Annotated in this window: 17 protein-coding genes and 2 pseudogenes; 10 read left to right on the top strand and 9 right to left on the bottom strand. The window is 49.7% G+C overall.

Going from position 1 to position 23,731, the window contains the following annotated elements; all coding sequences use genetic code 11:
* Window positions 1-27 precede the first annotated feature (27 nt).
* The 3 genes from IPF95_03045 to IPF95_03035 all read right to left on the bottom strand — a co-directional run bounded on the left by IPF95_03045 (window position 28) and on the right by IPF95_03035 (window position 2,761).
* The gene (locus tag IPF95_03045) at window positions 28-504 is read right to left on the bottom strand and encodes a nucleoside deaminase (GenBank protein ID MBK6473669.1); all 477 of its coding nucleotides are present in this window, start codon (window positions 502-504) and stop codon (window positions 28-30) included.
* The gene (gene aspS / locus IPF95_03040) at window positions 501-2,273 is read right to left on the bottom strand and encodes an aspartate--tRNA ligase (protein ID MBK6473668.1); all 1,773 of its coding nucleotides are present in this window, start codon (window positions 2,271-2,273) and stop codon (window positions 501-503) included. The genes IPF95_03045 and aspS overlap by 4 nt, the downstream gene beginning before the upstream one ends.
* 71 nt (window positions 2,274-2,344) lie before the next feature.
* Window positions 2,345-2,761, bottom strand: a complete 417-nt coding sequence (locus tag IPF95_03035; GenBank protein ID MBK6473667.1) for a hypothetical protein — start codon at window positions 2,759-2,761, stop codon at window positions 2,345-2,347.
* Window positions 2,762-2,850: 89 nt separating this feature from the next.
* Here IPF95_03035 and IPF95_03030 point away from each other — a divergent pair, with 89 nt between their 5' ends.
* Window positions 2,851-3,606 carry a T9SS type A sorting domain-containing protein gene (locus IPF95_03030; GenBank protein MBK6473666.1) on the top strand — a complete coding sequence of 252 codons (756 nt, stop codon included), beginning with the start codon at window positions 2,851-2,853 and terminating at the stop codon, window positions 3,604-3,606.
* 261 nt (window positions 3,607-3,867) lie between these two features.
* Here IPF95_03030 and IPF95_03025 read toward each other — a convergent pair.
* From IPF95_03025 to IPF95_03005, 5 genes and pseudogenes are all read right to left on the bottom strand, one after another.
* Window positions 3,868-4,634, bottom strand: a pseudogene (locus IPF95_03025) (IS5 family transposase).
* A gap of 77 nt (window positions 4,635-4,711) precedes the next feature.
* Entirely contained in the window at window positions 4,712-5,701 is a 990-nt protein-coding gene (locus tag IPF95_03020; GenBank protein ID MBK6473665.1) for an ATP-binding protein, read from the bottom strand.
* A 63-nt stretch (window positions 5,702-5,764) separates the two neighbouring features.
* The gene (hppD, locus tag IPF95_03015; protein MBK6473664.1) at window positions 5,765-6,904 is read right to left on the bottom strand and encodes a 4-hydroxyphenylpyruvate dioxygenase; all 1,140 of its coding nucleotides are present in this window, start codon (window positions 6,902-6,904) and stop codon (window positions 5,765-5,767) included.
* 115 nt (window positions 6,905-7,019) lie between these two features.
* A complete protein-coding gene (locus tag IPF95_03010) occupies window positions 7,020-8,177 on the bottom strand; it encodes a homogentisate 1,2-dioxygenase (protein MBK6473663.1) in 1,158 nt (385 codons plus the stop codon).
* A gap of 37 nt (window positions 8,178-8,214) precedes the next feature.
* On the bottom strand, window positions 8,215-9,321 hold the full coding sequence (locus IPF95_03005) for a rhodanese-related sulfurtransferase (protein MBK6473662.1): 1,107 nt from the start codon (window positions 9,319-9,321) through the stop codon (window positions 8,215-8,217).
* A gap of 84 nt (window positions 9,322-9,405) precedes the next feature.
* Between IPF95_03005 and IPF95_03000 the strand changes: the two genes are divergently transcribed.
* The 9 genes and pseudogenes from IPF95_03000 (at window position 9,406) to IPF95_02960 (ending at window position 21,932) form a co-directional block, all read left to right on the top strand.
* A complete protein-coding gene (locus tag IPF95_03000) occupies window positions 9,406-10,356 on the top strand; it encodes an NAD-dependent epimerase/dehydratase family protein (GenBank protein ID MBK6473661.1) in 951 nt (316 codons plus the stop codon).
* A gap of 117 nt (window positions 10,357-10,473) precedes the next feature.
* Entirely contained in the window at window positions 10,474-11,379 is a 906-nt protein-coding gene (locus IPF95_02995) for a toxin-antitoxin system YwqK family antitoxin (protein ID MBK6473660.1), read from the top strand.
* A gap of 116 nt (window positions 11,380-11,495) precedes the next feature.
* Complete coding sequence (gene hflK, locus IPF95_02990; protein ID MBK6473659.1) at window positions 11,496-12,476, top strand: FtsH protease activity modulator HflK; 981 nt, start codon at window positions 11,496-11,498, stop codon at window positions 12,474-12,476.
* Between the two features lie 2 nt (window positions 12,477-12,478).
* Window positions 12,479-13,417 carry a protease modulator HflC gene (hflC, locus tag IPF95_02985; GenBank protein ID MBK6473658.1) on the top strand — a complete coding sequence of 313 codons (939 nt, stop codon included), beginning with the start codon at window positions 12,479-12,481 and terminating at the stop codon, window positions 13,415-13,417.
* A 46-nt stretch (window positions 13,418-13,463) separates the two neighbouring features.
* Window positions 13,464-14,948, top strand: coding sequence for a cysteine--tRNA ligase (locus IPF95_02980; protein ID MBK6473657.1), 1,485 nt, complete (start codon window positions 13,464-13,466; stop codon window positions 14,946-14,948).
* A 5-nt stretch (window positions 14,949-14,953) separates the two neighbouring features.
* Window positions 14,954-15,973 carry a M28 family peptidase gene (locus IPF95_02975; protein MBK6473656.1) on the top strand — a complete coding sequence of 340 codons (1,020 nt, stop codon included), beginning with the start codon at window positions 14,954-14,956 and terminating at the stop codon, window positions 15,971-15,973.
* Window positions 15,974-16,172: 199 nt separating this feature from the next.
* A complete protein-coding gene (locus IPF95_02970) occupies window positions 16,173-18,248 on the top strand; it encodes an Omp28-related outer membrane protein (GenBank protein ID MBK6473655.1) in 2,076 nt (691 codons plus the stop codon).
* 117 nt (window positions 18,249-18,365) lie between these two features.
* Window positions 18,366-19,896, top strand: a pseudogene (locus tag IPF95_02965) (IS1182 family transposase).
* A 233-nt stretch (window positions 19,897-20,129) separates the two neighbouring features.
* Window positions 20,130-21,932, top strand: a complete 1,803-nt coding sequence (locus IPF95_02960; GenBank protein MBK6473654.1) for an OmpA family protein — start codon at window positions 20,130-20,132, stop codon at window positions 21,930-21,932.
* Between the two features lie 12 nt (window positions 21,933-21,944).
* Here IPF95_02960 and IPF95_02955 read toward each other — a convergent pair whose 3' ends face one another.
* A complete protein-coding gene (locus IPF95_02955; GenBank protein MBK6473653.1) occupies window positions 21,945-23,723 on the bottom strand; it encodes a hypothetical protein in 1,779 nt (592 codons plus the stop codon).
* Window positions 23,724-23,731 lie beyond the last annotated feature (8 nt).

Raw genomic sequence — 23,731 nt, 5'->3', positions numbered from 1 at the left:
GGTGGTCAATTGCAAAATGAAAATGAGTCAATAAGCCACCTTATCCTCCTTCGCTTTCCACTCGTTGAACACCACTTGTGCTTCATCGCGAAAGGCATGTTCCGTAGGGATCTTGCGTTCGGTGTAGGGTAGGGGTAGCTCGTCGTAGATCAGTTGGTCATCGAACCCAGCATCTGCGGCATCCTCGCGTGTGCAGGCGTAAACAATGCGATCAGGGCGTGCCCAATAGATCGCTCCCAGACACATGGGGCAAGGTTCGCAACTCGTATATAGTACGCATCCGGTAAGCTGAAAATCGCCGAGCGCCTTGCAAGCTTCACGGATAGCGACCACCTCGGCATGTGCAGTTGGGTCATTGGTGCTGGTAACCTTGTTATTACCGCGACCAACAATTTCGCCATCCTTCACGATAACACATCCGAAAGGTCCGCCATCACCACGTAGCATTCCAGCGCGCGCAGCTGCAATTGCCTCGCGGATAAAGTCTTGATCTGTCTTGTTCATGACGGCTTATTAATTACGATCCCCAATTCCTTCAACTGTACATCATCGATCATGCTTGGCGCATCGATCATTACATCACGCCCGGAGTTGTTCTTCGGGAAGGCGATGAATTCACGGATATCACTTCGGCCACCGAACAGGCTCACCCAGCGATCGAAACCGAATGCCGCACCGCCGTGTGGTGGTGCACCGAACTCGAAGGCATCGAGTAGAAACCCGAATTTGTAGCGTGCCTCTTCGTCTGTAAATCCCAGCACACGGAACATTGCTTCTTGCATGGCACGATCGTGAATGCGGATGCTGCCGCCACCGATCTCGGTACCGTTGATCACAAGATCATAGGCATTCGCTTTTACAGATCCGGGGTCGCTTTCCAGCAGATGTGCGTGCTCCGGAATGGGGGAAGTAAAAGGGTGGTGCATGGCATGCCAACGGCCCTGCCTACCGGCAGGCAGGCGCTCATCTTCATCTTTTTCCAACAAAGGAAAATCCACGACCCATAAAGGTTTGAATACGTTCGGGTCGCGCAAGCCCAGTGTTTCAGCAATGTGCAAGCGTAGTTCGTTCAGTTGCTTGCGTGTCTTATCAGCTGGGCCTGCCATGATGCAGATAAAGTCACCCTCTTTCATATTGAAATGTTCGGCCCAACGTTTCAGTTCATCCGGTCCGTAGAACTTGTCAACGGTGCTCTTCAACCCTTCAGCATTCCAGCGCAAGAATATGATGCCCGTAGCACCGATCTGCGGACGTTTTACGAAGTCGATCAACGCATCGGTCTGCTTACGGCTATAGCCAGCGCATCCCTCTGCATTGATGCCCACCACCAATTCCGCATCGTCGAATACTTTGAAACCTTTGCCTTTCGCATGCTCGTTCATTTCATGAAAGCGCATACCGAAACGCAGGTCAGGTTTATCGCAGCCATAATACCGCATGGCCTCATCATAGTTCATCCGCAAGAATGGCTCGTTCATATCCTTTCCAAGAATAGTCTTGAACAAATGCTTGGCAAGTCCTTCGAACGTTTGCAGGATATCCTCTCGGTCCACAAAGGCCATCTCGCAATCGATCTGGGTGAACTCAGGCTGTCGATCCGCACGAAGGTCCTCATCCCGGAAGCATTTCACGATCTGGAAATAGCGATCCATGCCTGCCACCATCAGCAGTTGCTTGAATGTTTGCGGACTTTGCGGCAGCGCGTAGAACTCACCTGGGTTCATGCGGCTAGGCACCACGAAATCGCGAGCACCCTCAGGTGTGCTTTTTATCAGAACCGGTGTTTCGACCTCTAAAAATTGTTGGTTGCTTAAATAATTGCGCACTTCGATCGCCATACGGTGGCGCAGCTCCATGTTCTTGCGCACACTGTTGCGGCGAAGGTCCAAATAGCGGTACTTCATGCGCAACTCATCGCCGCCATCCGTATCTTCCTCAATGGTGAAAGGAGGTGTCTTCGCGGTGTTCAATACCTTCAGGTCAGTAACGACCAATTCGATCTCGCCGGTAGGGATGTTCTTGTTCTTGCTTTCGCGTTCTGTAACAACGCCTGTTGCTTGCACCACAAATTCGCGGCCCAAGGAATTGGCTTGATCGCGCAGTGATCGATCGCGTTCCGAATTGAAGCTAAGCTGAGTGATCCCGAATCGATCGCGCAGGTCAACAAAAGTGAGACCACCCAATTCACGGGTGCGCTGAACCCAGCCAGCAAGGGTTACTGTTTGGCCAGTTTGGCTAGGGCGGAGTTCGCCACAAGTGTGGGTGCGGTACATACGGATGCTCGAAGAAGGCACTTGAATGCCTTGGGGCGCGAATTTACCGGAAGGCAATGAACCAATGGCAATTACTGCACAACGAACGTAAGTTGGCGCCAGATCCGGTCGCCATCATTCTCCTCAACTCCAAAGCTCCATCGTTCCATACCCGCTACGCCACGTAGAATGATCTGCTTTTCGAACTCAAAAGTGTCGGAACCGACCGGAAGACTATCGGTTATGATAGGTTGTTGTTGATCATAAACGGAGCGCACTAGGAATGTTCGCAAATTTTCATTCCCTTGTTGAATGATCACACCGACCTTCAGTGTATCGGATAATGGCAAGGTATCGTTGAGATAGGTATACCCGGAGTCCATGACGAAATTGATCGTAGGGTTCACGACAGGCCCATCATCATCCCGGTTGCACGAAGTAGCGGATAACAAGCCAATAAGCAGCACGCCCAAGGCGGTCCGTATCCATATGGTTAAAGTTGGGTGCATTGTACTGCAAAGGTAGCATTGTCTCACATGGTTAACTGGAGATCAGCGCGATAAGGCAACGGAACTGCTGTTCATTGTGTCTTGATGCTATGCACACCGTAGCTAAATTCTCCTTGGCCTTTGTGGTTGGTCTGATGTTCCATGCAAGCACACTTGCTTGTTCGTGTATTGGTCCGCAGACCTTTTGTGAAACGATCGATCCATCATTCAGTGGCGTACCTGATGCCATTGTGCTTGCCGTAAAACTGGGTAATGTGGAATACGGTGCGGATATGAAGGTGATCCGCTCGTTCTCCGGAACACTACAGGATGATCAAGAAGTACGCGTATGGGGTGATTGTGGTGCGCTATGCCGCTGGTATGTGGATGGCTTTGCTGTTGGCGATACGGTGGTTTGGGGCATCCATCAAACTGACCTCTCGGGCAACGTGATCTGTGGCACATCCTTCGAACAACCGAGTGATTTTCATTTGTCGATCTGCGGTATTTACTGGTTAGGTTATGAGAACGGAGTCGTAACTGGTCCACTGACAACAGCCTTCGCATCTGAGAGTTTGCCCGAATCTGAATTCGCGCTATTCGTGAACGGGTGTTTAACAACAGGGGTCGATGATCATGATCAAGCAGACCCGATCACCGTTCGGCAGGAGCTGGATGGCACGACGATCTCATTGAACACGAATGAAAACCTTCAGATCACTGTCTTTGATGGCCTCGGCCAACTTTGCGTGGAACGCACGTGGAACGGAATACCCATTAAGTTGAACCAATGGCCTACAGGCATTTACACGGTTGCTGTGCTTAGCGATAAGAAGCGTTGGGTCAGGAAGGTGTTTGTGGAGTGAGGTGTTTTCAATCAAAGCGAATATCAAATAGTGCGTTTTCCGAGCTCTAAGGATGAAGCCGTTACCTTGCATTTTTGAAGTCCGACTTCAAAAATACAAGGATACTTTGTGCAAATTCCTCGAAGAGTATACTTTGGTTTTTCAATTGCGGATAGATTTTCAACGAATGTGTCGTCTATTCAACCGAGTTCTCGAAGTCTTACTATGTCTTTCTCAATAGAACTGTTCTCGTCTTCATTAGCCAAATGACTAGAAGCCATCTCAAAAATAACTTTTGAGAATTATCATTACGCAAGCCAACTGCACCATGCCTAAGAAGAGGTCTGCATGGTATTCATACCGAACGAATGTACGGCGCGAGTTAAACAACCACGCGAACAACCTTTCGACCTTCCAGCGGCGTTTGTAGCGCCGTAATTCCCGTCCATCTTGATGCACTTGTCGTTTTCTGTTACTCCTGTGCGGACATACCAGTTGGATTCCGCGTTTCTTCAATGTGCGTCTTAGTTTGTCACTGTCGTACGCCCTGTCGGCGATCACACGTTTGGGCTTTATGGCACACGAACGGATCGTCCTATCGGCTAGCTTTACTTCATGGGTGCTGGCGCTAAAGGCCCGTACGGTGAGAGGAATACCAACAGCGTCTGTGACTGCCATGATCTTGGTGCCTTTCCCTTTCTTAGTAGGTCCAACACAAGCCCCCCGTTTGTGGCACTTGCGAAGGTGCCATCGATAAAGCATTCGGTAATGTCGATCTTCCCTCGATCGCGTAGATCCGATGCAAGAGCATGCAGCAGTTTATCCCAAGAACCGCTCTTGCACCAGTGTTTGTGGTACCGATGGCAAGTCTGGTATGGCGGGTATCTGCCAGGTAGATCTGCCCATGGTGCACCGGTCCGGCATATCCACAAGATCCCGTTAAGCACCGCACGTGGATCTTGTCTGGGCCTGCCACGTGTTTCGCTCTTATGAAAAATACTTGTAAGCGGTTTTTCCAACACTTCCCATTGCTTGTCGCTGATGTCCATCGCTTTTCTTAGCGAAGTACATTGCGCCAAAGAAGAAGATCAACTGGAACATTAAAAAGTTGATCAAAGCCCAGTGTTCATAGATAACTTAGGCAATGCTTATTTTTGAGATTCCTTCTAGGTTTTATCAATCTCAGGCGTGATGCATCATCACTGAAATCGTCTAGAGTGTTAATGGAGTACGAACTGAATTTCATGGGGGAATGACGACCACCAACGGAAATTTGTACATTCAAGTCACCAAAAAATAGTTCCTCATTTACTGGGATGTTCACATCGAAAGGTAAGCTTTGAAAAGTTCCGTAATGTAATATGCCACCAGCTTTTGAAACCACAACCGTTCTGCCCCCATTGGTTACAACTGAATTGCGAAATTTGCTTTCCGGGAATGAACCGTGGCTAATCATAGCAGAGACTGAGATGTTTTCTTCGTTCTGGAGTCTGGAATGGTTCACGCATTTGATTATGAAGCTAACTATCACCTTTTCTTGGGTCCTTTGAACCGAGATAAGCTCTAGGTATGCTGCGATATCCGGAAAAGTCACTCGACGCGTCAGCGCCTCGACCAAGTAGTGTGGTGCGGGATGAGTTTGAACATTGAACCGTGCAAAGTAGGTGCCATTGAGTTGATGCGGAGCATAGGGGCTCTTCCTGACCTCAAATACATAAATCCGATTCGTACCTTCTACAAGTTTTTGATGCCGAATTCCCGGAGGCATGGGGCTAATTGTCTGAAGAATTCCATCAGACATCTGGTCATCGCCTAAATCTGAATCAACGGCGGTCAAATCGCCTCTGAAAACTTTCTCCTTTTCTCCTTCTGGCTTGTAACCTACGGGTGCGCCCCAAACGAGCAGTCCGCCGTCGGAATTGAGAAAGGCACAAATCGTTTTACGTACAGTCGATAAGTGCTCTTTCGGACTTTTATTCTTATAGTCGGTGCCGTATGATTTGAACTCAAGAATATCACTTTCCTTTCTTTCCTGAGTGAAGAATGTCTTCAGATCTTGATACTCGAGTTCATGTATTTCTTTCCCGAAAACTCTACTTGCAAGACTGTGTTCCATTTTGATAGCTTCAAATCTTAGCCGCTACCATGGTAACGCCAATTGCTTTTCGTCCTAGAAGACCTACAACGTCCCTCTCGACTCCTGCTCCCTTTCAATAGCCTCGAACAACGCCTTAAAATTCCCCTTGCCAAAACTCTTCGCGCCTTTGCGTTGAATGATCTCGAAGAACATTGTGGGGCGGTCTTCAACCGGTTTGGTAAAGAGCTGTAAGAGGTACCCTTCATCATCGCGATCAATAAGGATACCAAGTTCCGCTAAAGGCTCCAGATCTTCATCGATCGGTCCTACGCGGTCCAACAAGCCTTCGTAATAGGAAGATGGCACTTTCAAGAACTCCACACCGCGGCTCATCAGGTCGCGAACGGTCTTTACGATATCATCCGTCGCCACTGCGATGTGCTGCACTCCTTCACCGTTGTAGAAATCGAGATATTCTTCTACCTGACTTCTCTTTTTCCCTTTAGCAGGTTCATTGATCGGGAATTTGATGCGGCCATTGCCGTTGCTCATCACCTTGCTCATCAGCGCGCTGTATTCGGTGCTGATATCATCGTCATCAAAGCTGAGCACGTTCGCGAAGCCCATTACTTCTTCGTAGAACTTCACCCACTTGTTCATTTGGTTCCAGTCCACGTTCGCCACCATGTGGTCCACGTATTTGATACCGGTGCTGGTAGGATTATAGGAACTCTTCCAAGGTTTGAACCCGGGCAGAAAAGTGCCATTGTAATTCTTGCGCTCAATGAAAATGTGGACGGTATCGCCGTATAGTTTTATCCCACTTTTCACTACTTCGCCATCGCTGTCATTTTCAACGGTCGGCTCCATGAACGGCACTGCGCCGCGTTTGGTCGTTTCCTCGAACGCTTTGCGCGCATCATCCACCCAAAGCGCGATCACCTTCACACCATCACCATGCATGCGCAAATGATCATTGATCGGATGGTCCTTGGTCATCGGAGTAGTAAGCACCAGGCGGATCTTGTCCTGCTCAAGTACATAACTGGTTCGATCCTTTACTCCGGTCTCCAATCCAGCATAAGCCAAGCTCTGGAACCCAAAAGCGGTTTTGTAATAGTGAGCGCTTTGCTTAGCGTTACCAACGTACAGTTCGATGTAGTCAGTGCCGAGTAGAGGGAGGAAGTCTGCTGCTCCTTCAACGATCTTTTCCAGTGTGGGCGTTTTGCTTTCTATACTCATGGTGTTTGTATTTTATGATCGGTCATCCTGGAGAGCGCGAAGCGGTGATCCGCGGCTGATCGTCTGAACATCTAATTTTCTGATCGTCTAATTTTCTGATCATCTGATCCTCCATTCACTCCAACCAGCTCTTCCAGTATTTTCCGTCATCGATCTTCATCGCCTCCTCGGTCACCATCAACGGTTTAAAGGTGTCGATCATCACGGCGAGTTCGTCGGTTTCTTTCTTACCCACGCTGCGCTCCATGGCACCGGGGTGCGGGCCGTGGGTGACACCTGCGGGGTGCAGGCTGATGTGCCCAGCGGCGATGTCATTGCGGCTCATGAAATCGCCGTCCACGTAGTATAGCATTTCATCGCTATCGATGTTGCTGTGGTTGTAAGGCGCGGGGATGGCATACGGATGGTAATCGTACAGGCGTGGGCAGAAGCTGCAGACTACCATCGCACTGCTCTCGAAGGTCTGGTGTACGGGAGGTGGTTGGTGTACGCGGCCGGTCAGCGGCTCGAAGTCGTGAATGCTGAAGGCATAAGGGTAGTTGTATCCGTCCCAGCCCACCAGATCGAAGGGGTGCGTGGCGTAGACGAACTCGTGCATAGCACCCTGTTTCTTGATCAACACACGGAAATCGCCGATCTCATCATGTGTTTCCAAGCCATGCGGACGACGGATATCGCGCTCGCAGAAAGGAGCACTTTCCAGCATCTGGCCGAACCAGTTGCGATACCGCTTCGGCGTGTACATCGGCTGATGACTCTCCAGTGTCAACAGGCGGTTGTCCTCTGTATCGAAATCCAGCGTATAGATGATCCCGCGCGGGATCAACAAGTAGTCGCCGTACTTGAAATCCAAGGTGCCGAACGTGCTGCGCAGGCGGCCGCTTCCCTTGTGGATGAAGAGCATCTCGTCGCAGTCGGCGTTCTTGTAGAAGTAGTCCACTTTCTTTGCCGTAGGTGCGGCCAGACCGATGGCCACATCGCTATTCACCAGTATGATCTTGCGTGCTTCCAGGTGGTCGGCTACGGGAGCCACTTCAAAGCCTTTCAGCCGTAAGGCGCGCAGGTTCTTCTCCACGGCGATCTTAGGGCTGACGTCGCGTGGCGGCTTCATCTCCTTTACCTGCGTGGGGCGGTGCACGTGGTACATCAAGGAGCTCATACCATCGAAGCCAACGGTGCCGAATAGCTGCTCGTAGTAGAACTTGTCTTCCGGGCTTTTGAAAATAGTGTGCCGCTTGTGCGGGATGTTGCCGAGAGTGTGGTAGATTGGCATTACGTTGAATGGCGTTATGGTCGGTAAGTTCGGTACTTTACTTGATCAAGGCGCTGATAGTTCTTAGTTCAGGATGTAGGGTTCCTGTCTTACTTAAGAGTTCCTCTTCCCTCTTGATCCGGGACCTAAGCGCTTCCGGATCAGTAATGGCCTTGCTCTTGGCACTTTTGCTTGGGCGGCCCTTCCGCCACTCGCGTTGTATGTCTTCTGGAAGTAAGTGTATTTCTCTACAGCTTGGCGAGCAACAATTCGCGTATTCCGATGCACACATTTTACATTGCACCAATAATAGATTGCACGTGGCCATTTGGCAATTGGTGATCCGGTCGTTCGGCACGCCACACTGCATGCAGTTGCTTACAACGTCATCAGAAATGCGTTCTGCCAGTCGGCCGTCGAACACAAAATTCTGTCCTTTATATCTATTCGTTAGCTCTTCCGCTTTTACTTGCCGAGCATAGTCGATGATACCGCCGTGCAGTTGGCCGACGTTGGTATATCCATGATGACGGAACCAAGCGCTGGCTTTTTCACAGCGGATGCCTCCCGTGCAATACATAAGGAGTGGTTCGTCCTTCTTGTCCTTAAGCAAATCCAACATTTCTTCCAATGCTCCACGAAAGGTGTCGCTCTTGGGCAGCAACGCACCCTCGAAATGGCCGATCATCGCCTCGTAGTTGTTGCGCATATCAACCACCGTAGCGCCTTCCCCCATCTTTTGGTTGAAGGTCTTGGCATCGAGGTGTTCACCAACATTGGTAGTGTCGAAGACATCATCGGCTAAACCATCGGCCACCAATTTCGGTCGCACTTTGATCGTGAGTTTCAGAAAGCTATAGCCCTCGTCCTCAACCGCGATCTTGAATGGAACATCCTTGAATTCCTTACGTTGATCGATCGCAGCACGAAAAGCCTGCAGGTTTTCGGTGGGAAGGCTAAGTTGCGCGTTGACCCCTTCGTTCGCCAAGTAGATCCTGCCCAAAACACCTAATGCACTCCATTCCACGTAGACCGCGTTCCGCAGAGTTTGCGGTTCCGGCAAATGCACATACTGGTAGAAGGAAAGGGTAGTGCGGGGCGTGCCTTCTGATTCCAACTGATGTTTCAGGGTTTCCGCTGACAGGGTATTTTGTAGCTTTTTCAACTTAGGCAAAGATAATGAAGACCACTTGCCTTAGACACGAATTCTTGCTTTAGATGGCTACTTTCGTCACCATATCTTTGAAGGATGTCCGCAAAACGTATTCTCGTCATTGGCTCCAGTGGCCAAATAGGTACTGAACTGGTTGAAGGGCTGCGCGCCCGATTCGGAGATGATAACGTAGTTGCGTCGGACATAAAAGAGCCACAAGTGGCACAGACCGGTCCCTTCGCGATGGTAAATGCCATGGATCGCCGTGGCATAGAGCGCGTCATTGATAAGTATGGTATCACTGATGTTTACCTGTTGGCAGCACTCCTAAGTGCAACGGCGGAAAAAGACCCTGCGTTCGCTTGGCAATTGAACATGGAGAGCCTGTTCATTATCTTGGAATTGGCACGTGAAGGCAAGTTGAAGAAAGTGTATTGGCCGAGTAGTATTGCTGTGTTCGGTCCCACAACACCAAAAGAGGGGACACCTCAGCACACAATAGCCGAACCGAGTACAGTGTATGGCATCAGCAAACAAAGTGGGGAGCAATGGTGTGCATATTACCATAAACGCTATGGTATTGATGTCCGAAGTATCCGTTATCCGGGACTCATCGGTTGGAAAAGCGCACCTGGAGGGGGTACCACGGATTATGCCGTACACATTTTCCATGAAGCGATCAGGACCGGTAAATACACGAGTTTTTTGGGCCCTGATACTACGTTGCCAATGATGTACATGCCGGATGCCATTCGCGCCACGATCGACATCATGGAGGCCCCATCGGAAAAGATCAAGGAACGAACAAGTTATAATTTGTCTGGCGTGAGCTTCGACCCTAAGGAGATCGCGTTGGAGGTGAAGCGTCACATTCCTGCATTCGAAATAAGTTACGTTCCAGATAGTCGCCAAGCTATTGCGGATAGCTGGCCGCGAAGCATAGATGACGGCGCTGCCAAGGCCGATTGGGGTTGGGAACCACAATATGACCTGAGGTCGATGGTGGATGATATGATGCTGAATTTGAGGCGGCAGCTGGGAGAATAAGTACCCATGCGGCACCCGCTTTGGGGTTGTAAATGCTTAATGGACGCGTACTCTAAATTCCGGATCAAGTAACCTTTTCGCGTGTTTTTCGTTTCGCAGTGCGTACAAGAAGCACAGATGAACCGATACCTATTTTCCTTACTAACGGTCATATGCATTGTCCAGCTAAGCTTCGGACACTCGGCTTGTGCTCAAGCTAGTGCTGGTTCTACTATCGATACCCTGAACCGCGTGGATGAAATGGGCCGAAAGCAGGGGCATTGGCGGTTCATTGCCCCAGAGACCGAAAAACCAGGATATACTGATGGTGCATTGGTTGAAGAAGGTACATATACCAATAGCAAACGGATCGGCGTATGGCGCCGGTATTGGCCCAATGGGAAACCCATGAGTGAGATCACCTACCAGATGGGCAGGCCGCGTGGTGAATACAAGACCTATTACCCAAATGGGAAGGTTGAGGAACAAGGAGCATGGGATCTGGACCGGAACACCGGGAAATTTCTTCGGTACCATCCCAATGGGAAATTGGCACAGGATTTTGTCTTCAATGACCAAGGGCTTCGTGATGGTGAGCAGAAGTATTACCACGATAATGGTAAGCTGGCGGTTCATGTGAACGTAAGAGAAGGCCGAGAAGATGGATTCCTGAAGCGCTATTCGGAGAATGGTGAAATTCAACAGATCGCCGAGTTCAATAACGGTGTGATCAACGAAGCCAATAGCAAATACATCAAGTCCGCACCTAAGGCTGAAGAAGTAAAAGTGGACGCGACAGCGCCAATAGCACCTGCGGTTACAGCAGAGGAAAAACCTAACGCGGTGCGCTTCAACGAAAACGGATACAATACGCTTTACAACAGACAGCTCAAGATCTCGCAGCAAGGAGAGTTCCGCAAGGGTAGATTGTCTGATGGTAAACGGTATACATATGACTCCGACGGGATCCTGACCCGTATCCAAGTGTTCAAAGGAGGACGATATGCTGGTGATGCGATGATCACCGATGACGATATTCAGTAACATGATAATCGGTTAACGATCGACTACAGAGAAGCCCGCTCAACATCTAGAGCGGGCTTCTCTGTAGTAGAACCGTACCTTACCGCCGAACGGTGCGCCTATCTACGCTGAGTTCAATGAATATGGAAGAGATGGAGGACCGGGTCAGATACATTTTGGAATTATTGCGCAATAATCTGCGCCGCGTATTGATCGCGGCCGTTGTCCTTCTGACGTTGCTAACTGCGGTCAAGACCATTGGCCCGGAAGAAGAGGGTGTGGTACTCTCCTTGGGGAAGTATTCGCGGACTTTGCAACCCGGCCTCAATTTCATAATGCCATGGGGAATTGAATCCTTATTTAAGATCCCCGTGCAACGGCAACTGAAACAAGAATTCGGTTTTCGCACCAGCTCGTCCGGGGTTAATTCAAGATACGAAGAAGGTGATTTCAGTGATGAAAGCAGCATGTTGACCGGAGACCTCAACTTGGCCGATGTGGAATGGGTGGTTCAATATCGGATAGTGGATAGTTATAAATACCTGTTCCGTGTCCGCAACTCCGAAATGACGTTCAGGGATATGAGCGAAGCTGCGATGCGCAAGATCGTTGGCGACCGCACGGTGAATGAGATCCTTACCGTTGGGAGACAAGAAGCTGCTAGCCGTGTAGAAATGCGCTTACAGGAAATGTGCGACGAATATGAGAATGGGATCCGTGTGGACCAGGTGGTTCTACAGGATGTGAATCCGCCTGAACTCGTGAAGCCGAGCTTCAATGCGGTCAATGAAGCGCAACAGGAACGGAGCACATTGATCAATCAGGCGGAAAGTAAGTACAACATGGTAATACCCAGAGCAAGAGGTGAAGCCATGGAAACCGTGCAATTAGCGGAGGCATATGCGCTCAATCGGGTGAACGGCGCATCAGGCGAGGCGGATCGTTTCCTTGCTGTTTACAGTGAGTTCATTAAGGCCCCGGAGATCACTCGGAAGCGATTGTACCTGGAAACATTGGAACGAGTGCTTCCCAAGGTCGGGAACAAGATCATTGTGGATGAGAAAAGTAACAATGTGCTACCACTGTTGAACATGGGTGACCTGAACACAGCAAAATGAAGATGGGCATCCGTAATATCATCATTCTTGTTGTCATTCTGCTGGCTTTGGCAGCTACTTACAGCGCTACATTCATTCTGGACGAGACCCAACAGGCCATTGTAACGCAATTCGGCAGACCTGTTGGAGTGCCTCGTACTGACCCCGGCATGCACTTCAAAACGCCTTTCATCCAGAAAGTGCAATTTTTCGATAAGCGTTATTTGGAATGGGATGGTGATGTGAATCAAGTGCCTACCAAGGACAAGAAGTTCCTTTTGGTGGATACCTATGCTCGATGGGAGATCACGGATCCCTTGCAATTCTTCATCCGCTTGCGCGATGAACGTTCCGGACAATCCCGATTGGATGATATTCTGGACGGAGAAACACGGAATGCGGTAGCGAACCATGAATTGATCGACCTGGTGCGCAGCAGCAACCGTACGCCAGAGGTGGTTGAGAGCTACATGCAAGAGCTTGAGATACTGGATAGCATCAATGTAGGCAGAGGGGACATAGAGGCGCTGATCCTCAAGAAGGCCAATGAACGTACGAGTGACCTAGGAATACGCATATTGGATTTCAGGTTCAAGCGCATGAACTACGTGGAGGATGTGCGACAGCGCGTATACGAGCGTATGATAAGTGAGCGTAATAGAATTGCGGATCAATTCCGAAGTGAAGGACAAGGTGAGGCTCGTAAGATCGAAGGCGATAAGGAGCGCGATCTGGCAAAGATCCAGTCCGAAGCGATCATGCAAGCGGAACGCATTCGTGGTCGTGCGGATAGCTCCGCTGCGGCAATTTATGCCCGTGCTTATGACCGAACATCCGCTTCCCGCGATCTATATGGTTTCCTTAAGAGCTTGGAAGTATTGGAGAAGTCCATTGATACCCAAAGCACGGTTATTCTTTCAACAGAAAGTGAACTGTACAGGTACTTGAAGAGTATGAAGTGATCAAAGGGCTTCTTCTGATCGGATCAGTCAATACCTTCGCAGCCCGATGACCGATCTGCGCAAAGGCCCTTTGTACCTTACCAATACACTCTCTCGAAAGAAGGAGGAATTCGTACCGATACGTCCCAACCATGTTGGACTGTATGTCTGCGGACCAACAGTATACAGTGATGCACACCTCGGAAATGTACGCACCTTTCTGGCTTTTGATGTACTCTTTCGGTGGCTCATTTATATGGGCTACACTGTGCGCTACGTGCGCAATATCACCGATGTAGGCCACTTGGTGGATGATGTGGATCATGGCGAGGATAAGATCGCGAAACGTGCGCGGCTAGAGCAACTGGAGCCCATGGAGATCGTCCAGAAATACACGAATGGCTTCCATGATGTAATGCAACTGTTCAATATTCGTAGGCCGAGCATTGAGCCAACCGCGACAGGTCATTTGATAGAGCAGATCGAAATGGTGAAACGGATCTTGGCGAGTGGCAATGCGTATGAGGCGAACGGAAGTGTGTATTTCGATGTTGAGAAGTACAGCACGACCAATGCATATGGTGAGTTAAGTGGTCGAAAGACAGAGGACCTGATAGCGAACACGCGAGAAACGGAAGGACAAGACGAGAAACGCAGTCCATTGGATTTTGCCATATGGAAAAAGGCGGATGCGACCCACCTTATGAAATGGCCTAGCCCATGGAGTGAAGGCTTTCCTGGTTGGCATTTGGAATGCAGTGCCATGAGTACGAAATACTTGGGCCTGACATTCGATATTCATGGTGGCGGAATGGATCTGAAGTTCCCGCATCACGAATGTGAGATCGCACAGAGCATCGCTGCAGATGGGCAGGTGCCTGTCCGGTATTGGATGCATACCAATATGCTTACAGTGAATGGCCGCAAGATGGCCAAAAGCGAAGGCAACGGCTTTACTCCGGAGGAGTTGGTAACAGGCAACCACAAGTTGTTGGATCAAGGCTATAGCCCAATGACGGTGCGTTTCTTCATGCTGCAAAGTCACTATGCTGGCACATTGGATTTCAGTAATGCAGCATTGCAAGCCGCAGAAAAAGGGTTAGCGCGGTTAATGTCCGCCATGACCACACTAAGTAAGTTAAAGGCCGTGAACGGTGCGGGTGATGACGAAGTTGATGCCTTGGAAACCAGCTGCCACGCTGCAATGCATGATGATCTGAATACGCCGGTACTGATCGCAACGCTGTTCGAGGGTGTGCGGTTGATCAATAGCGTCAACGATGGTAAGCAGTCATTGAATTCGGATGCACTTGATCGTCTGAAACAGCTTTTCAATACCATGGTGTTCGACGTACTTGGTTTGCGAAGCGAAGGAGAAATGATCAACGACGACGCAACCTTGGATGGGCTTGTTCAAGAGTTCATTCGGATGCGCGCGACAGCAAAAGCCAATAAGGATTTTGCTACAAGTGATCGGATCCGGGATCAGTTGATCTCCCTCGGCATTGTATTAAAAGACACCAAAGAAGGAACAGTATGGGAGCGAGCATGAACCGGATGCATGAATTAGGTGGAATGCAGCGAATTGCATTAGGATCCGGTCTGGCCTTGATCATGCTTTTTAGTTCATGTACACCTGATGAGCCGGAGACAACCGTTCCACTGGTCAAAGACCAAGTTACTTCTGTACCTCCAACACCGTTGTTCGATCCCGACAGTGCATATGCATTTGTGAAGAAGCAGGTCGATTTCGGACCTCGCATACCGGGTACTGCGCCGCACACAGCATGCGGCGATTGGATGGTTGCCAAGCTGAAGAGCTACGGCGCGGCTGTTACTGAACAGACGGGTACGGTTACAATTTATACGGGCGCTAAGATCCCGTTACGTAACATAATTGGAGTCTGGCGGCCGGAAATGAAGGATCGGATCCTATTGCTCGCCCATTGGGATACCAGACCTTTTGCGGATAAGGATAGTGAACGAAAGAACGAACCGATCGATGGTGCGAATGATGCAGGAAGTGGAGTAGGGATCCTCTTGGAGGTCGCGCGTCATTTGGCTGCTTCCAATGAGCTTTTGGGGGTGGATATTCTTTTTACGGATGTGGAGGACCATGGTCAGCCGAGTGGCGCAATGGCGATGGATGAGAGTAGCATGGATACGTGGTGCCTTGGCTCGCAATACTTCGTTAAGAACCCTCACGTAGCAGGCTATAAGGCTCGCTTTGGGATCCTTTTGGATATGGCGGGTGGCCGCGATGCATTGTTCTACCAAGAAGCATTAAGCATGCAATACGCAGGTCAGGTAGTGCATAAAGTATGGAAGACAGCAGCGACTTTGGGGTACGGAGATCGATTCATCCGCGAAACGAAGTATTTCGTAGGGATCGATGATCATATTCCGATCAACAAAGTTCTACGGATACCGACCATCGACATCATCCAATACGATCCAGCGACACAGGCCTTCGCTCCGCATTGGCATACACACGATGACAATATGGATGTGATCGATCGCACAACATTGAAAGCCGTTGGACAGACCGTAATGGAAGTTGTGTGGAAAGAGCGTTGATCCTATGGATCAAATTATCCCTGGGTAATGAATATTTGTTGATTGATCGACTGATGATCAGCTAGTAGGATTCGTTTCATGAAATTTCTACGAATGAAATAGATACTGGCTTACGGTAGCCCTCCAAGAAAGCTGTTATCCCGTGAACTAACGGGATGAATGGTTCAATACCTTCACGGACCTTTTTAACCGAACCTCTATGAAAAAGATAACTACTCTCTTAGCATTGTTACCAACGGTCCTTATTGGGCAGTCGTTGGTAACACAAACCCCACAGAACCGATCGGCTTTGTTGGAAGACTTCACTGGGATCCTCTGTGGCTATTGCCCGGAAGGCCATGTGATCATGGCTTCATTGGAGGCCATGCATGGAACGAAGATCGCCGTTGTTGGTGTCCATGCCGGCGGTTATGCTGTACCTGGAGCAGGTCAGCCGGATTTTCGCACGCCGGAAGGAACGGCGATCGATGCGTATTTCACGATCGGCGGATATCCCTCTGGTGTTATCAATCGTCATATCTTCGGTGGCGAAGATGATCTTGGGCGTGGTGCATGGGAAGGTGCTGTTGCTGAAATGTTAGCATTGCCAAGTCCTGTGAACCTAGGCGTTGAAAGCAGCTATGACGCAGGTACCAATGAACTTACCGTGAACGTTGAGCTCTATTACACAGCCGACAGCCCTACGGGCGACGATTACATTAGCGTATTGGTAAAGGAAGATCATTTGGACGGCCCGCAAATAGATTATGGCCCGTCCGGAGATCATGATAACTATGATCACGTTCATGTGCTTAGGGGATATGCTACGGATACGTGGGGAGATATGGTGCCGAACCCGACAATGGGTAGCTCGATAACTCGCAGCTATACCATGACGATTCCAGCGGCTTGGAATATTGCGAACTGTAGGGTCGTTGCTTTCGTGAGCGAAGATCACAGCGAGGTATACCAGACCAGTGACATTGCTGCTGATGGAGGAACAACACTCGTTATTGGTGAATTTGCGGAGAGTGCCCCTGTTTATGTTGGTGTGCCAACTGGTACACCAGCCACGGTCAACACAGTGTTCACGAACCTATTAGGTGCTACTGAGGACTACATTGTTACGCTTACCAGCACGGGTGCACCTTCAGGTTGGAGCAGTGAGCTACAAGTGAACGGCTCAGCGGTGACGAGTCCTAATACTGCACAAGTTGCGGCTGGAGATGACCTTAATATGGATGTCTCGATAACTCCGGATGCTACACCTGGTGTGGGCATCTATCTACTTTCAGTAGCATCTTCGTCCAATCCGGAAGCACCAGTGTTGGAAAGGGCCTTCAATGTGATCAGCGGTATCACTGATCTTGTGGTAACACACAATGGAGCAGAACAATGGGAACCTATCTACACCGATGGACTGATGCAAGCTGGCAATACCGCCTATGCAGCAGTAGCCAAGGACAAATTCTTGAATTTTGCTAGCGAGGGTGCGCTAACTGGAGTGAATAATTTTTATATGAACATTAGTTGGACATTCCCATCACTAACGGACGATGAAGTTGCAGCGCTATCGGCGCTTATGGCTGCGGGCAGCGATGTAATGATCGCAGGCCAGGATATTGGATGGGATCAAAGTGGTGCAACCGGGTCTTATGGCACTGCTGCAACGCAGTCGTTCTATTCGGATTACATGCATGCAACCTATGTGGCAGACGGAAGTACAGCTCAGAACCTTGTGAATTTCATCGATGGTGATCTTGTTTTTGGAGACGTTCCGAACAGCAGCATTGCAGCGGTTTTCGGAACCAATACTTATCCTGACCAGATCACTCCGATCGCGCCAGCGGTCGGTATCCTTCATTATAATACGAACACCAATTTGATCGGTGGGCTGCGTTGTGAGACCACGGACTACAAGGTGGTCTATTTCGGTGTTGGTCCAGAGCAAATGTCCAATGCGGATGTAGCGCATAGCATGGTTGCTTTGAGCCACGATTGGTTCTATGGTATTGTGAGTGTTGAGGAATTCGATGCGTTGCTCGCCTCTACTTTGGGTCAAGCGTACCCGGTTCCTGCGAATGACCGGATCACTATTCCGTTCTCGGATCTACGCACCAGCGCAACCTTGGAAGTGTATGATGTAACAGGGCGCAGCGTGATGCAAAAAAACATTGCGAACGGTACCACACAAATAATTCTGGACGTTGCAGGTCTACGCGCCGGCCTTTACCGTTATGCATTGCGTACGGCTGAAGGACTAGGTGCTGCGAAAGCATTTCAGGTAGTGAAGTGATCACTGAATTACGTTAATGAAAAGGGGCTGTCTCAAAAGAGGCAGCCCTTTTCATTTTGTTGAAAAGCCGTTGGAAGTTGATCTTGACAACTCGTTTTGGGTGATCGACCTTCGGGCATGGCTTCACAAAGAAAAGTCGTGTTCAAGGACTACGACCCGAGTCAAGCGATGCTCTTGCCACCATCGTTGGAAGAACTCATCTCAAAGACACATGCCGTACGTGTAGTTGGTTCGGTTATCGACCAGATCGACATCGGTTCGCTGGCCGACACGTACAAGGGTGGCGGCACCTCTAGTTACCACCCGCGTATGTTGCTCAAGGTATTGGTCTATGCTTACCTGAACAACATCTACTCCTCGCGTAAGATCGAGGCAGCGATCCAGGAGAACATCCATTTCATGTGGCTTGCCGGGATGAAGCGTCCGGATCACCACACGGTCAATCGGTTCCGTGCCCAGCGGCTCAAGAACCACATCAAAGAAGTGTTCAGCCAAGTGGTTCTGTTGTTGATGGAAGCGGGTCATGTGGATCTCAAAGCAGTGTACACCGATGGCACCAAGATCGAGGCCAATGCCAATAAGTACACCTTCGTTTGGGCCAAGAGCATTGCCACCAACAAGAAGAAAATGAAAGCCCAGTTGGAGGAGCTCTGGAACTACACCCAAGGAGTAGCCGCTGAAGAACTACAGGGCGATGACCCCGGTGAGATGGAAGAACTCGACCCGAAGAAAGTGGCCCAGACCATTGATGCGATCAACGCCGCGCTCAAGGACAAGAAGATCGATCCGAAGACCAAGCAAAAGCTCTCTTACGCCAAGAGGAACTGGCCGGACAACGTGCGCAAGTACAAGATGCAAGAGTCCATCTTGGGCGAGCGCGGTAGCTACTCGAAGACCGATCGCGGAGCCACCTTCATGCGCATGAAGGACGACCACATGGGCAACGGACAACTCAAGGCCGGCTACAACGTGCAATGGAGCACCCAGAACCAGTTCATCATACACTACAGCCTACATCAGGACACCACCGACACCAAGACACTGATCCCCCACTACAAGGAACTACAAGCCCAGTTGGGCAAACTGCCCCAAGCGGCTGTGGTCCGCCGCATGGCGGAGCTATGGCTCGGAGCAGAATTACGAATACTTGGAAGGCGAGGGCGTGGAGGCTTTTGTGAAGTACAACTACTTCCACCGTGAACAACAAAAGAGCTACTGGGAAAAACACCCCTTTGTACAAAACAGACTCCACTACAACGCTGCAAGGAACGAGTATACCTGCCCCATAGGCCAGCCCATGCGGCATATCGGTGACCAGCGCTCAACAACAAAGGCCGGGTATGTGCAAACCGTATCGCGCTACCAAGCAAGCAACTGCGCCACATGCCCCATGAATGGTGTTTGCCACAAGGCCAAGGGTAACCGGATCATCGAAGTGAACCATCGGCTTAACGAACTTAAAGCCCAAGCCCGAGAAAAGCTCACCAGCGAAGAAGGTCTAATGCACCGAAGCGCTAGACCGGTGGAAGTGGAATCGGCCTTCGGTAACCTCAAGCAGAACAAAGGCTTCACCCGGTTCATGCTAAGGGGACTCGACAAAGTCGCCTTGGAAACCGGACTACTTGCAACTGCGATCAACCTGAAGAAGTTGGTCAGGATCCTTCAAAAAAGGGCTGAGGAACGTCTAAAAAGTGCCTTGGGTTCGGTCCTGTCCTTTACACGGGCAAGGCCGCAAATAATCCCGATCTGGTAGGTCTCTGAATCAGCACCACATCCAATCCCCATCAAAACAAGAAGGGGCCATCCCTTTCGAGACAGCCCCTTTTCGTATTGCATCATAATTGCTTTGCAGGATCTTAGAATTGCGCATTTTTGTGTTCCATGTTCAATTATCGCTGCATCGTTCCATCCATAGTTCTGTTGATCATAGCTATCCTTGGTTGTGTGCAGGATACACACGGACAGGAATTAGTTGTCAACGGTAGTTTTGAGGATCATTCTAAATGTCCGAGGTCGGTTGCACCTAACAAGCTCAAAGGCATTTCTAACGTGCGTTCGGTAGCGTCATCTCCAACGTACTTCAATAGTTGCTCGCAGGTCGTTGGCGTTCCGCAGAATTGGGCGGGCCATCAAACCGCTAAGGATGGTGAAGGGTATATGGGTATGGTGCTGACCTCTCAGAATGGTGACCGGACCGATCGGCAATATGTGCAATTGGAACTGAAGGAGCCATTGCAGAATGGTCATAGGTATGCTGTATCCTTCTGGGTGAATGCGGCGGATGGAAGCGGTTATGTTACGGATCGCATAGGAGCTTGTTTCACAACAATGGATCGATCACGCAAGGGGGTACTCCATGACCTTATCGGGAAACCGGATCTGGAGAATCCACTCGACCGGTTCCTTTCTGATACGACGGCGTGGATGAAAGTGGATGGGACATATAACGCGAAAGGCGGAGAGCGGTTTTTGATCGTTGGGAATTTTCAACGCTATGGATACAGCAGTAGAAAAGCCATGATCCCAAATTCAGGAAATTCCGTTCTGGCCAATGTCGAAAGCAACTATTTGGAAATGAACGATCCGGATCCTGATCGTGGTCGCTTCCTCCGCGCGCTGTCCAAGCAAGCCTATTGTTTATTGGATGAAGTTTCCGTTGTGCCTTTAGGGTCGAATGTTTCAGTAGACTTACTAACGCAAGAGCGCGCTTGCGCCATTGAACCCATGAACGAGCGGGGCATGCAACTCATACCGGATCCATCATTCGATCATAATACGGATGGACCACGATCATTCTGGCAGAATGCTAGCGGCGGTGCGCCTGATCTAATGGATGGCATGGCCGGGATCTATTTATTCTCCGGGGCCGATAAGGATCACCGTGAATTCATTGAAACGCCATTGAAAACAACGATCGACCCTTGCGGAATATATCACTACAGTATGCGTATTCTTCGGAACTCGACATACGGTTTTGCTGTCGATAAGATCGGGATCGCGTTAGTAGAGAATTTCAAGCGAACAATGCAGCGCGAACCGCTGGAACATTTATCGCAGTGGTCTTCACCAAGTGAGCTGATCATGGATAACCCATCTGAATGCATCACGCTATGCGGAGAGGTCCGACCCGGAAATTGCGCAACGGATCTCCTCCTAGGCAATTTCAGTGTCGATTCAGCAACGACCATTTTCACTACGGATCCCAATGGTGGACCTTATGCCTATTACTTTGTGGATGATATTTCTTTAGTGCGCACTGGTACCGACAGCAGCTGTACGTTGATCTGTGGCAGTATTTCAGAAGATATAGTTCCGGTTGAGAATACCTTCCTATTCGCGGATCAAGAAATTGTACCGATCCATTTCGAAACGTCCAGCCATTTACCGGATACATTGGATCGGCAGGTGCTCGTTGATCTGCGTAGTGCGTTGGAATTTGATCCCACTTTAATGATAATTGTTGAGGGTCACACGGATGATACAGGAACCGAGGCTGAGAATAAGGCCTTGGGGCTACGCAGAGCGAACGCCATAAAAGACCTTCTGATCCAAGCTGGTATCCCCATGATGAACATTCAAGTAGATGCGGTTGGCAGCGAAAGACCGATCGGACAGAATGTCACGGAGACAGGCCGAGCAATGAATCGTAGGGTGGAAATTAGATGGCAGAAAGCTGATCAGTGAGCTGGATCCCACTTAGAAAGAAGTGGTCTGCTCCTTACCGTTCGTGTTGCCAAATGAATGGATCTTGAGCTGTTGTTGATCAGCCCCGGAGTGGATCACTAGTACCAATACTGAAGGTGGAACATTAGGACCAGGTATGATCGCCGTATGATCGCCATTGAATCTACCATTAATAATTGACCGTCCGGTCATATCCATTAATGACCAGTCGGAAGCATCCGTTAAGCCACTTACGGTCCAACCACCGCCGTCATTCGGTACAACAGCAACATTGGGAGCCTTTAGGTAGAGAACAGGGACCACATCACTGGACATTTGAGATCCATCCATATCCACTTGCAGCAAACGGTAATAACTAACACCGATCAACGGGTCAGTATCCAAGAATTCATAATGATGTACTTGTTGCGTGGACCCTGCTCCTTCCACAGTTCCGATCTTCATGAATTCAACACCGTCCTCACTTCGTTCAACTACGAAATGACTGTTATCACTCTCAGTGGCAGTTGTCCAATTTGTCCTGACCACATACCGCTCGGATCTTGCATCAAAACCAACAAGTTCCACAGGTAGTACGGCACATTCATTCAGGAATAACGATCGGGACATCACATTCGGAATTGGGCAAGCACCATCATCTGCTTGAATGAAAACATTCACGGGTAATCCGGTCGAGTTATTGGTCCAGCATAGCGTTCCGATCGCCGGGTTCGTGCCGGTAACGACAAACGTTGCTCCCGGTAATAAACTAACTGCATTGGAAGTAACAGAGATCTCTTGGGCCGGATTGTTATCCGTGAATACGACATCGACACACCAAGAGACGCCTTGGCACGCTGCAACACTGTTCGGGCCGACCAAAAGACCGAGTGGAACATTACTTAGGCCTGTACTCTCGGGAGCATCCCCATCACAGGGCAGGACCACGAACATTAGATCGCGCATAACACTACCGATCAAGACCCCACCAGGGGTATATGTGGTAACCTGCACCACGACAACATAATTCCCCGAGATCGTGGGAAAGAAATTTATCTGTCCGGTAACAGGATGGATCGTGATCCCCGGAAATGGATTCGTTCCGCCAAAACCAGCGTTGTAGCTCACCGCTACAGGTGCAGGTGAACCATAGCGTGCAGCAATCAGCGAAAAGGCCATTGTGCTACCATCTGGATCCGTAGCACCTGGGTTATACGAAACAGGGTTAAGTACACAGAAGTGAGGCACCCCAGCATCTACGAAACGTGGCGAAATGTCACATAGCCCAAAGGCGTTATTCAATGTTGCTTGTGCATAGGTGCCCGGCGTATTCAATAGGTTCACCATTACTGATCGGCAACAGATATACCATTCCATGGTCCACTTATCGCAAGGGGATAAGTATAACGTGGTTGAATATCGATAATGTCTGTATCCAGGCAAAGAACCCCCGTTACATGTGCTGCTACCAACCTCGGAAGCACATAATGGAGAAGCTTCTTCATTGACCAACTGTGTAAGTGGGAACGCCGTGGTACCAACCGTGAAATTCAAGCCACAGTCACTACTGAAATGGAGTTGCTGATTTGTTATACCGGCCCCTGCACAATCCAGATAAAGGTCCAAATAAACATTATAAATATTCCCACTGACACACTCATAGGTAATGGAAGCTCCGGAGAAGTGTTCCGCATGTGAAACAGAGGTAGTTCCGAATACCGCAAGCAGCAGGCCAAAAAGATACATCCTTAGGCCGCTGAATGCCTCCGGGGCACACGCAAAACGGTTTACTGAGGACAGGAGATTGGCCATAATCGACG

The sequence above is a fragment of the Flavobacteriales bacterium genome (assembly GCA_016704485.1).
In the GTDB taxonomy this organism is placed as follows: domain Bacteria; phylum Bacteroidota; class Bacteroidia; order Flavobacteriales_F; family PHOS-HE28; genus PHOS-HE28.
Note: the sequence above shows the minus strand (reverse complement) of the source record. Positions and strands in the feature narration are given on the sequence as shown.

Bases quoted from the DNA above. Each gene is read 5' to 3' on its own strand.
- hppD (MBK6473664.1), bottom strand. From the start codon at position 6,904: ATGAGTATAGAAAGCAAAACGCCCACACTGGAAAAGATCGTTGAAGGA.
- IPF95_02980 (MBK6473657.1), top strand. From the start codon at position 13,464: ATGACCGATCTGCGCAAAGGCCCTTTGTACCTTACCAATACACTCTCT.
- IPF95_03000 (MBK6473661.1), top strand. From the start codon at position 9,406: ATGTCCGCAAAACGTATTCTCGTCATTGGCTCCAGTGGCCAAATAGGT.
- hflC (MBK6473658.1), top strand. From the start codon at position 12,479: ATGGGCATCCGTAATATCATCATTCTTGTTGTCATTCTGCTGGCTTTG.
- IPF95_03030 (MBK6473666.1), top strand. From the start codon at position 2,851: ATGCACACCGTAGCTAAATTCTCCTTGGCCTTTGTGGTTGGTCTGATG.
- IPF95_03020 (MBK6473665.1), bottom strand. From the start codon at position 5,701: ATGGAACACAGTCTTGCAAGTAGAGTTTTCGGGAAAGAAATACATGAA.
- hflK (MBK6473659.1), top strand. From the start codon at position 11,496: ATGAATATGGAAGAGATGGAGGACCGGGTCAGATACATTTTGGAATTA.
- IPF95_02955 (MBK6473653.1), bottom strand. From the start codon at position 23,723: ATGGCCAATCTCCTGTCCTCAGTAAACCGTTTTGCGTGTGCCCCGGAG.
- aspS (MBK6473668.1), bottom strand. From the start codon at position 2,273: ATGTACCGCACCCACACTTGTGGCGAACTCCGCCCTAGCCAAACTGGC.
- IPF95_03035 (MBK6473667.1), bottom strand. From the start codon at position 2,761: ATGCACCCAACTTTAACCATATGGATACGGACCGCCTTGGGCGTGCTG.
- IPF95_03045 (MBK6473669.1), bottom strand. From the start codon at position 504: ATGAACAAGACAGATCAAGACTTTATCCGCGAGGCAATTGCAGCTGCG.
- IPF95_02970 (MBK6473655.1), top strand. From the start codon at position 16,173: ATGAAAAAGATAACTACTCTCTTAGCATTGTTACCAACGGTCCTTATT.
- IPF95_02960 (MBK6473654.1), top strand. From the start codon at position 20,130: ATGTTCAATTATCGCTGCATCGTTCCATCCATAGTTCTGTTGATCATA.
- IPF95_02975 (MBK6473656.1), top strand. From the start codon at position 14,954: ATGCATGAATTAGGTGGAATGCAGCGAATTGCATTAGGATCCGGTCTG.
- IPF95_03010 (MBK6473663.1), bottom strand. From the start codon at position 8,177: ATGCCAATCTACCACACTCTCGGCAACATCCCGCACAAGCGGCACACT.
- IPF95_02995 (MBK6473660.1), top strand. From the start codon at position 10,474: ATGAACCGATACCTATTTTCCTTACTAACGGTCATATGCATTGTCCAG.